The 3,309-nt window shown below is 51.9% G+C and carries 5 protein-coding genes; 1 reads left to right on the top strand and 4 read right to left on the bottom strand.

Going from position 1 to position 3,309, the window contains the following annotated elements:
- Positions 1-169 precede the first annotated feature (169 nt).
- The 3 genes from HWX39_RS35505 to HWX39_RS36585 all read right to left on the bottom strand — a co-directional run bounded on the left by HWX39_RS35505 (position 170) and on the right by HWX39_RS36585 (position 1,934).
- On the bottom strand, positions 170-1,003 hold the full coding sequence (locus HWX39_RS35505) for a hypothetical protein (protein ID WP_175972118.1): 834 nt from the start codon (positions 1,001-1,003) through the stop codon (positions 170-172).
- A gap of 49 nt (positions 1,004-1,052) precedes the next feature.
- Entirely contained in the window at positions 1,053-1,370 is a 318-nt protein-coding gene (locus tag HWX39_RS35500) for a hypothetical protein (protein WP_175972117.1), read from the bottom strand.
- A 303-nt stretch (positions 1,371-1,673) separates the two neighbouring features.
- Entirely contained in the window at positions 1,674-1,934 is a 261-nt protein-coding gene (locus HWX39_RS36585) for a hypothetical protein (protein ID WP_244135166.1), read from the bottom strand.
- Positions 1,935-2,421: 487 nt separating this feature from the next.
- On the opposite strand from HWX39_RS36585, the gene HWX39_RS35490 reads away from it, so the two are divergent.
- Positions 2,422-2,694, top strand: coding sequence for a transposase (locus HWX39_RS35490; protein WP_175972116.1), 273 nt, complete (start codon positions 2,422-2,424; stop codon positions 2,692-2,694).
- On the opposite strand, the gene HWX39_RS35485 is transcribed toward HWX39_RS35490, so the two are convergent.
- A partial coding sequence (locus tag HWX39_RS35485) for an IS3 family transposase (RefSeq protein ID WP_175972115.1) occupies positions 2,686-3,309 on the bottom strand: 624 nt, incomplete at its 5' end. The genes HWX39_RS35490 and HWX39_RS35485 overlap by 9 nt on opposite strands.

Raw genomic sequence — 3,309 nt, 5'->3', positions numbered from 1 at the left:
TTTGTAAGGCACTGAACGTTTATGAGGCGAATAGATTGATTGTCCTTTCTATCTTCTTACGGTTCGCCGCGCAAGCCCCCCTTCCGAACAAAGCCCTTCGCGTCCTCATATCGCCCCCGGATTTCCAGATCCTATCCGGGCGACAACTATTCTGACGCGGGGGGCACCGTCAAGGCTCATCATAAGGGAAATAGTTAGTTCTCGCGCGCTGGCTCATTAACACTTCGTTATCTTTATACTCCAACGGCTCGGGGTCACCACACACTTGCCCACGACTAAGAGACCTACCGGGCTGGCTATTATGCCCGACACACCAAGAGGCAGAGTAAAAACTAACTGTACTCGCCACACCAATAATTGATCGCAATAAATTTGTGTTGGAAAAACTATACAACCCCGTATTCATACTCGTATTTCGGAAGGCAACCTCATCATAACGTGAATTATTTTCCCAGCCACCATCCAATCGCCCCCGACCAGAAGCCGAATCCCAAACGAAACGGCGAGCCCTTACTATTTGATACGGGCTGATTGTGCTGAGTGCGCCGATTTCACTCTGCGCCTCATACCTCATCCGCAAAGCATTTAAGTGGTCTCTTCTTTCATCACTCAAAAACCACCCAGACTGCTCATTCTGAATGATTCGATTAAAATCGTACATATTATTGGTTTGGGCAATTTCGTAGATCCACGAAACTCTATTTCTTGATGACGGATTTAAATTAAATCGCGTCCCGGCAATACGCACCGCAGAATCAAAATTGCTCGTCGTCGAAATCCAGCTGGAGGTTTGCTCTCGTACGGAATCACCAGAAACATGTGCATCAATGCTGGCATTTCTACCCCAAGACGCAAAACCATTAATGAAAATGACTGAAGGATCCCGATCATCAACACGATAAACTGTATTGGCCGGTAATATCAGCGAAAAAGCGGCATCTCCATTTAATGTCAAAAATAATGCAAGCAATAATTTATTAACAGAGAATCTATAAATAAACATTTATTAATTCCTTGCTCCAGAAGTGGCCGCCCACATCCCCCACGACACACTAATCATTGGATCTCACCACCGCAAACCAAAGAATTTTTCCATTAGAATCGCATTCCATCGCATATATTTTCTGATGCAGATTAACAGCGTTTTGAGCCAGGCTGTACATTAATCTTGACGAAGGGCCGCCAGGGTCTTTATCAGCAAATGGTATGGGATGGTTAGGATTTGGCTTTCCGTTTAATGTATCCGATACGTATATGGCCACTTTAATATCCCAGGCCCAAATACCAATAATATATTTGCCCACATAGCACGGAGCCGCAGAGACAAATGAACACTTAAAAAGTGTGGCAATTACCAACAACTTTTTCATTTCAACTCCCTTAAAATCACCTCCTCATACACGCCTCAAGCAGCCCCCCACTGATCGCGCAGCGAGCGAATCGGTGCTGTCAAGTTGTTCGCGAGGCGGACGAGCAAGGTCGGTGCCGGACGAAAGTCGCTCGACTTACGCGGCCATGCGGGCGCAGGAAGCCCAATCCCAAGCGGAGTAAGCTTGGGCGCGGGCTTCGCGTTTGCACTGCGCGCTCCGGTTGTAACGGCATCCCATGAACAGATTCGACACCTGTGCGTGGACCGAAGCGAATCGTTGCAGCTGGCGTGCTCATTTGAAGTGCTACATCACCTTCTCGCGCACCCGTGGGGGCAAGTGCGAATTCTCGGCTCGGTTGTTCAAGCCTTGGTGCTGTCGATGTTCGACGGGCACCGTCGAACGAATGCGCTTGGCGATCACCAGAGGTGTTTTCGCCCAACTGCGCACCGTCTCGTACGCGAGATCGATCTCGCGCGCGGCCAACAGCACCTCGACCATGCGCAGGCTCAGCGGGAAGCGGTGGTACAGCCATACGGCATAGCTGATGATGTCCCCCCTGCGCATCTTTCTCGGCAAAAAATCGAGAATCTCTGCAGAGACCCGATTTGCTAACAGGGGCCTCACCCCTCCGTTGCGCGTAAACGTCACCGCCCCCTGATTTATGCAACAACGTCGATCTGCAGGCCCAACTCCATACGACCTTATAAATTTTGTTCATGCGAGCCTCGTCAGGCCGTTACCATTAATCTGAAACGTGTTTGTTATAAATTCAATCCGGTTGGCGACAATAATACCCCCCAATTTATCCCTTCGCGCGGAATCTATATTCCGCCGCACCTTGAATGAACCCTTATTGAAGGTCGCTATGATTTGAAATATTTATATAAATATATGCGCCATAAACAAAAATTCCTCAATCGGAATGTTCGTACTTGCGGGCGTTGGTGGGGTCCGAGGAGCAACTGGGGGGCTTTGTTCGGAAGGGGGGCTTGCGCGGCGAACCGTAAGAAGATAGAAAGGACAATCAATCTATTCGCCTCATAAACGTTCAGTGCCTTACAAAGCCAGCCTGCAATCCGGTACACCGCGCAAACGCCCGAAACCGACGTATCGGGTCGCAAACGCCCGCGCCTACAATCAGAGCCTGAAGCGGCGAGGCCAGCTCAGCCTCTACTGCCCGGACGGCGATCTGAAGGCGCTGTTCATCAATGCCCAGCCGTATGTGCCAGGCGTGTCCGGGCGTGCCCCGACCTATACGAACGCCTACATCGAGCTGATCTATGAACCGCCCCGGGAATCGTGGAGGCTGGTTGGTTTAAGTTAATGCGGGTTCAGCGGCAGCTGTTTCAAGTTGCCGATAGTAGTTTGCCTCAGCTTCGGCGGGCGGGATATAGCCGAGGGGTTCCATCAATCGATGATGATTGAACCAAGCCACCCACTCCAGCGTTGCCAGTTCAACGGATTCCCGCGTTTTCCAGGTGCGGCGATGAATCAGTTCAGTCTTGTACAAGCCGTTGATCGTTTCAGCCAAGGCGTTGTCATAGCTGTCGCCCCGGCTGCCGACCGACGGTTCGATGCCCGCTTCGGCCAGCCGTTCGCTGTAGCGAATGCTGACGTATTGGGACCCTCTGTCCGAATGGTGTATCAAGGTTCCGTCGTCGCCCGGGCGTCGCGCGTAAAGCGCCTGTTCAAGTGCATCCAGAACGAAGTCCGTGGTCATCGAGGTGCTGACGCGCCAGCCGACAATACGGCGAGCGAACACGTCGATCACGAAGGCCACATACAGCCAGCCCTGCCACGTCGAAACATAGGTGAAATCCGAAACCCAGAGCTGGTTCGGCCGTGCCGCCTTGAACTGGCGATTGACCCGATCCAGCGGGCGCGGGGCTATGGCATCAGGAACAGTCGTGCGAACACGCTTGCCTCGCATCACGCCGCG

This window comes from Burkholderia sp. BCC0322 (genome assembly GCF_902833045.1).
GTDB lineage: Bacteria > Pseudomonadota > Gammaproteobacteria > Burkholderiales > Burkholderiaceae > Burkholderia.
The sequence above is the reverse complement of the archived record's forward strand: the minus strand, read 5'-3'. Positions and strand labels throughout refer to the sequence as shown.

Coding starts and splice junctions, on each gene's coding strand:
- HWX39_RS35505 (WP_175972118.1), bottom strand. CDS start 1,003: ATGTTTATTTATAGATTCTCTGTTAATAAATTATTGCTTGCATTATTT.
- HWX39_RS35500 (WP_175972117.1), bottom strand. CDS start 1,370: ATGAAAAAGTTGTTGGTAATTGCCACACTTTTTAAGTGTTCATTTGTC.
- HWX39_RS36585 (WP_244135166.1), bottom strand. CDS start 1,934: ATGCGCAGGGGGGACATCATCAGCTATGCCGTATGGCTGTACCACCGC.